The 6000-nt window shown below is 71.7% G+C and carries 6 protein-coding genes; 2 read left to right on the forward strand and 4 right to left on the reverse strand.

The annotated features are described in order from the left end of the window. Positions 1–81 precede the first annotated feature (81 nt). A complete protein-coding gene (locus tag HK417_RS20600) occupies positions 82–1254 on the reverse strand; it encodes an NAD(P)/FAD-dependent oxidoreductase (RefSeq protein ID WP_222270697.1) in 1173 nt (390 codons plus the stop codon). Continuing rightward, entirely contained in the window at positions 1251–1571 is a 321-nt protein-coding gene (locus tag HK417_RS20605) for a bifunctional 3-phenylpropionate/cinnamic acid dioxygenase ferredoxin subunit (protein WP_222270699.1), read from the reverse strand. The genes HK417_RS20600 and HK417_RS20605 overlap by 4 nt, the downstream gene beginning before the upstream one ends. Positions 1572–1700: 129 nt before the next feature. On the opposite strand from HK417_RS20605, the gene HK417_RS20610 reads away from it, so the two are divergent. After that, on the forward strand, positions 1701–2492 hold the full coding sequence (locus tag HK417_RS20610; protein WP_222270725.1) for an IclR family transcriptional regulator: 792 nt from the start codon (positions 1701–1703) through the stop codon (positions 2490–2492). A gap of 314 nt (positions 2493–2806) precedes the next feature. Then, complete coding sequence (locus tag HK417_RS20615) at positions 2807–3928, forward strand: aromatic ring-hydroxylating oxygenase subunit alpha (protein ID WP_222270727.1); 1122 nt, start codon at positions 2807–2809, stop codon at positions 3926–3928. A 94-nt stretch (positions 3929–4022) separates the two neighbouring features. Here HK417_RS20615 and HK417_RS20620 read toward each other — a convergent pair whose 3' ends face one another. Both HK417_RS20620 and HK417_RS20625 read right to left on the reverse strand, forming a co-directional pair. After that, the gene (locus HK417_RS20620) at positions 4023–4913 is read right to left on the reverse strand and encodes an MBL fold metallo-hydrolase (protein WP_222270737.1); all 891 of its coding nucleotides are present in this window, start codon (positions 4911–4913) and stop codon (positions 4023–4025) included. 32 nt (positions 4914–4945) lie between these two features. Further along, on the reverse strand, positions 4946–5839 hold the full coding sequence (locus HK417_RS20625) for a methylenetetrahydrofolate reductase (RefSeq protein WP_308123733.1): 894 nt from the start codon (positions 5837–5839) through the stop codon (positions 4946–4948). Positions 5840–6000 lie beyond the last annotated feature (161 nt).

A 6000-nucleotide genomic window follows, 5' to 3' on the forward strand; every position in this document is an offset into this window, starting at 1 on the left:
ACCTCGACGCCGGGCCCCGGTGGGGTCCGGCGTCGAGGTCGAGACGGGTGGCGCGGCCGGCGGTCCGTGCCGGACCGGTGGTCAGGACGGCGTCGGCACCGCGGAGCGGAGCTGCCGGCGCCACCGCGTGAACAGGCGGGGCTGGTTCATCCCGAGCACGGCGACGGGCGTGCCCTCGCGCTCGTAGACCACCAGGAAGCTGCGGTCGGCGCAGCTGCCCTCCACGACGCGTGCGACGTCGTCCTCGCGGCGCGAGCCCGCGAACTGGATGCGGGCGCCGTACTGGTCGGACCAGAAGTAGGGGACCGAGGTCGGCACCGCGCCCTCGGCGCCCAGCAGGGTGGCGACCGCGGTGGCCGGCTGCTCCAACGCGTGCGTCCAGTGCTCGATGCGGACGTGCCGCTCAGCGGAGACCGACCACGCCGCTGCGCAGTCGCCGACGGCGACCACACCCGGGATGTTGGTGACTCCTCGGGCGTCGGTCAGGACGCCGTTGCCCAGGGCCACGCCGGAGTCGGCCAGCCACTCGATGTTCGGGATGGCGCCGATGCCCACGACCACCACGTCGGCCGGCAGGCGGGTGCCGTCGGTCAGCTCCACGGCCTCGACCCGGCCGGTGCCGACCAGCCCGGCGACCCCGGTGCCGGTCAGCAGGCGGGTGCCGTGATCGGCGTGCAACTCGGCGCACACCGCTCCCATCTCGGTGCCCAGGGGGCCGGCGAGCGGAACGGGCATGGCCTCGACGACGGTGACCTCGAGCCCGAGCGTGCGGGCCGTGGAGGCGACCTCCGCCCCGATGAAGCCGGCGCCGATCACGACGAGACGTCGGGCGGAGGCCAGGTCCTCCCGGAGGGCGACGGCGTCGTCCAGGGAACGCAGCACGTGCACACCGGCCAGTCCCTCGGTGCCGGGCAGGCGCCGGGCGCGGGCGCCCGTGGCGAGGACGACCCCGTCCGCCCGGACCTCGCTGCCGTCGCTCAGCAGCACCGAGCGGCTGACCCGGTCCAGGCCGACCGCCGTGGTGCCCAGCCGCCACTCGAGACCGAGTTCCTCGTCGTCGGGCGTGCCCAGGGTGACGTCGTCCAGCGAGGCCTTGCCGGCCAGGAACTCCTTGGACAGCGGCGGGCGGTCGTAGGGAGCGTGCGCCTCGTCGCCGATGACCACGACGCGGCCGTCGAAGGACTGGTCCCGGAGCGCGCGGGCGGCCGAGAGGCCGGCCAGCGAGGCCCCGACCACGGCGACGGTGGGGCTCACGCGGCACCGTCCGCGGTGATCCCCGGCTGCACGTAGACCATGCCGTCCTGGACGACGACCCGGTGCGTGCGGACCGGCGTCTTGGCCGGCGGGCCGGACACCTTCCCGGTGCGCAGGTCGAAGCAGGAGGCGTGCAGCGGGCACTCCACGGAGCAGCCGTCCAGCCAACCGTCGGCCAGTGAGGCGTCCTGATGGGTGCAGGTGTCGTCGATGGCGTAGAAGTCGCCGTCGACGTTGAAGACCGCGATGGGCTCGTCGGCCTCGACTCGGGTCGCCTCGCCGGGCGGCAGCTCAGTCGTGGGACAGACCGGGATCATGGGCGCTCCAGGGCCATTGTTGTTGCGCGGACCGCAACTCCTCGCCTATAGCGCAACAGCATGGCTCAGCACTCCTGGCACGTCAAGGGAGTCCGCCGCATGTACCGGTGTGCCACCTACGCTGAGGACATGAGTGGGCCCCAGGTCGGGAACGGAGAGCGCAGCTCGGTCGCTGCGGTCCAGTCCGTGGACCGTGCGTTGAGCGTGCTCGAGATCCTGGCAGCGCACGGGGAGGCCGGCGTCACGGAGGTGGCCGCCGAGCTGGGCGTGCACAAGTCCACGGCGTTCCGGCTGGTCGCCGTGCTGGAGAGCAGGGGCTTCGTCGAGCAGCTGGCCGACCGGGGCAAGTACCGGCTTGGTTTCGGGGTCGTGCGCCTGGCCGGCGCCGCCGCCGCGCAACTGGACATCGCCCAGGAGGGGCGGCCGATCTGCGAGGCGCTGGCCGCCGATCTCGAGGAGACGGTGAACATCGCCATCCTGGACAGCGACCGTGCCGTGAACGTCAGCCAGGTCCGCGGGCCGGCGGCGCTCAGCACGCACAACTGGGTGGGCCAGGGCACCCCCCTCCACGCCACCTCGAGCGGCAAGGTGCTGCTGGCCCATGCTCCCGAAGCGGTCCGCAAGGCGCTGCTGTCCCGGGAGATGCCGCGCTACACGCCCAGCACGATCACCGATCCGGAGCTCCTGCAGCAGCACCTCGACGGCATCGTCGAGCGGGGCTGGGGTTCGACCGTCGAGGAGTACGAGGTCGGTCTCAGCGCTGTCGCTGCGCCCGTGCGCGACGCGGACGGCAGCGTGATCGCGGCCCTCAGCGTCTCGGGGCCGTCCTTCCGGATGGACGCGGAGGACTTCCCGAAGATCGCCCGTCGGCTGCTGGCGGGTGCCGACGAGCTGAGTCGGCGGCTGGGCTTCTTCGGCTGATCCCGCTGACCCCCGTGGCGTGCCGCCGGTGGTGGGTCCTGGAAGGCGCGTCGGCTGTGTCGGGGGCGCCCTCGCAGCTTCCGTGCCGTCCTGATCGCCGTGATCGAGCGACTCGGCGGTCGTGACGGGCCATCTGTCGCTTTTCCGGTGTTCGCGTGGGCGAAGTTGTTGCGCTCTGCGCGACGCTCTCTGTAATGTGCAACACATCGGTCGTCGACGAGGTCTGTGACGGACGACGACCGTGGTTTGTCGCAGACCTACGCTGTCCGACTTCCCGGCGTCCCACATCGCCCGACGGAACCCCGAGGTGCCGTATGACCACCACCGACCTGCCCGCGAGCCTCATCTCCACGCTGCCGGGCCAGTACTACACCGACCCGGCCATCTTCTCGCTGGAACAGAGCCACATCTTCGAGAGCATGTGGTTCTGCGCCGTGCGGTCGAGTGACCTGCCGACCCCCGGTTCGTTCAAGAAGATCCAGGTGGGGAGGGAGAGCGTCCTCGTCGTCCGCAGCCGGGACGGGCAGCTGCGGTCGTTCCTCAACATCTGCCGGCACCGCGGTGCGCAGATCTGCACGGAGGACTCGGGTCAGGTCAACCGGGCCTTCCAGTGTCCCTACCACGCGTGGACCTACGGCCTCGACGGCAAGCTCGTCGCGGCGCCGAACCTGACGAAGATGCCCGACATCGACCGGGTCGAGTACGGCCTCGTGCCGGTGGCGCTGCGCGAGTGGCTCGGCTACGCGTGGGTGTGCCTGGCGAAGGAGCCCCCGTCCTTCGAGGACGAGGTCATCGCCGACGTGGTCGAGCGACTCGGGGACGTGAAGTCGATCGAGTCCTACGACCTCGACTCGTTGAAGGTCGGGCGCCGGATCACCTACGACGTCAAGGCCAACTGGAAGCTCATCATCGAGAACTTCATGGAGTGCTACCACTGCGCGACGATCCACCCGGAGCTCACCGAGGTGCTGCCCGAGTTCGCCGACGGCTACGCGGCGCAGTACTTCGTCGGGCACGGCGCGGAGTTCGGGGACGACGTCAAGGGCTTCACCGTCGACGGCAGCGAGGGCTTCGACAAGCTCCCGGGCGTCGACGAGGATCACGACCGGCGCTACTACGCCATCACCGTCCGGCCGACCGTGTTCATCAACCTGGTGCCGGACCACGTGATCTTCCACCGCATGTTCCCGGTCTCGGCCGATCGGACGATCGTGGAGTGCGACTGGCTGTACACGCACGAGGTGGTCGAGTCGGGCAAGGACGTGACCCGGTCGGTCGAGCTGTTCCACCGGGTCAACGAGCAGGACTTCGAGGCCTGCGAGCGGACGCAGCCGGCGATGTCCTCCCGCGCCTACGCCAACGGTGGCGTGCTCGTGCCCTCCGAGCACCACATCGGCGCCTTCCACGAGTGGCTGACCCAGCGCCTGGCGCGCTGATCTCGGAGCGCCGCCGTCGCGTGGGTCCGGGCCGGGAGGACGTCGTCCTCCCGGCCCGTCGCACGTGTCCAGAGCCGGCGGGCGGCGCCGTCCGTCACACCGCGACGTAGCCGTCGGGGGTGGGGACGACGAGCCCCTGGCGCTCCAGTCGGTCCAGGTGCAGGACGGCGGTCCGACGTTCGACCGCCTCGGCGAACGGCTGCTGGACGTGCGGCCGGTACACGAGCCGGTGCGCGACGACGTCCGCCAGCGCCCGCGGCTCGCGGAGCAGGTGCAGCAGAGTCTCGTCCCTGCGGTCGATCACCGCGGCGAAGCGGTCCAGGGCATCGAGGAACTGCCGCCGGTCGTCGAGCACGCCGACGTGGTGGGCGGTCCCGAACCAGCGGGCGTCCATGTCGCGGAGCCGCTCGAGCGACGTGACGAAGTCCTCGAGGCTGCTGGAGAGGTCGCCGTAGTAGGGGCCGAAGGACGTCAGGTCGATGTCCCCGAGGAACAGGAACCCGTCGGGCTCGACGAGGAGGCCGCAGTGTCCGGCGGTGTGCCCGGGCAGGTGGACGATCGTCACGGACCGCCGTCCGAGGTCGAACACCGCGCCGTCGCCGGCGGCGTCCACGTGCCGGTGGCCGGTCACGTGGAAGGTGTCGCGCAGTTGGTGGCGGACGGCGTCCGCGTCGGCGTCTGCCATGCCGGAGCCGGCCAGGAGCGTCTCGGGATCGCGGACGGCGGCGACCTCCGCGGGGTGGGCGACGACCGGCACCTCCGGGAACAGGCGGAGCCCCGCGACGTGGTCCTCGTGCGCATGGGTGACGGCGATGAGATCGACGTCCGCGCCCGGTCCACCCCGTCGGTCGACCTCGAGGGAGGGGTCGATCAGGACGGTGCCCTCCGTTCCGCGGATGAGCAGCGAGTTGCTGGACGGGTAGCGGCCGCCCTCCGGGGAGCCGAGGAGCGTCACGCCTCCGTACCGGACGTCGGGCCCGTGCATGCCGTCCTCCCCGTCGTGGCGACCGCCTGCCGCTACCTCGTCCCCGCGTCGGACAGGCGGGCCAGCCAGTCCTGTCGCCACGCCTCCGTCCGCGCCACCTCGTTGAACGTGAAGAGGTGGAAAGCCCGCAGGTCGTGCGCGGGATCCCCGAGGGTAGGGGCGAGGCGTTCGACGAGCCGGTCCGGTCGGTAGCCGTGGGGCAGGAAGAAGCGCCAGAACATGCTGTGCTGCTTGGCCAGGAAGCGGGCGGACTGGCCGAGCCCGAGACCGGCCGAGATGCGCACCAGCTTCTGGCGCGTCACCGCACCGGGGAGTCCGATCCGGACCGGTAGGTCCACGCCCCGCGACCTGATCTGTCGAGCCCAGGCCACCGTAGTCGCGGGGTGGAAGCACAGCTGGGTGATGACGTGGGTTGCGTGCGGGGCCTTCCGCTCGAGGGCGCGCTCGATCAGCTCGGCGCTGATGTGCCCGTGTCCTTCGGGATGGCCGCCGATGCCCACCTCCCGGAACTGGTGACCGCCGGCCTCCAGCGCTTCGAGCAGGGACAACGCGTCGGGGAACCGCCCCGCGGGCTGGGCGGCGTCACCCCCGATGACGAACACGCCGTCCACCCCCGCGGCACGCAGCTGTGCGGTGACGTCGGCCAGGTGTGCCTCGTCGCGGACCAGCCGCGCGGCCAGGTGCGGTGTGGCCGAGAACCCGTGCCCGGACAACCGCTCGGCCAGCTCGACGGTCGGTGTCAGGCCCTTGGCCTCGGTCACCGTCACGGTGAGCGGCACGGTCCGGGGGACGTGCTCGACGACGGACTCCTCCGTGCCCCGCAGCGGCAGGACCTCGTAGCTCACGCCCCGCAGCGCCCGTTCCAGGGCGAGCCGGGTCTGCCGCCGCGTCGGCCGACCCTCGTCCCCGGGGGCGGAAGTGGCCACTTCCGCCCCCGGGGACTCAATCGACACGGCCGACCTCCGCACCGATGGTGGTGTCCTCCCCGTGCCCGGTCTTGACCACGGTGTCCACGGGCAGGGTGAGCAGCCGGGCCCGGATGGAGGTCAGGATGGTGGGCTTGTCGCTGTAGGAGCGGCCGGTCGCG

The organism is Modestobacter marinus (assembly GCF_019799945.1).
GTDB classification, from domain to species: Bacteria; Actinomycetota; Actinomycetes; order Mycobacteriales; family Geodermatophilaceae; genus Modestobacter; species Modestobacter marinus_B.

What these genes read in the sequence shown, in the direction of transcription:
- HK417_RS20605 (WP_222270699.1), bottom strand. Translation starts at nt 1,571, where the DNA reads ATGATCCCGGTCTGTCCCACGACTGAGCTGCCGCCCGGCGAGGCGACC.
- HK417_RS20610 (WP_222270725.1), top strand. Translation starts at nt 1,701, where the DNA reads ATGAGTGGGCCCCAGGTCGGGAACGGAGAGCGCAGCTCGGTCGCTGCG.
- HK417_RS20615 (WP_222270727.1), top strand. Translation starts at nt 2,807, where the DNA reads ATGACCACCACCGACCTGCCCGCGAGCCTCATCTCCACGCTGCCGGGC.
- HK417_RS20620 (WP_222270737.1), bottom strand. Translation starts at nt 4,913, where the DNA reads ATGCACGGGCCCGACGTCCGGTACGGAGGCGTGACGCTCCTCGGCTCC.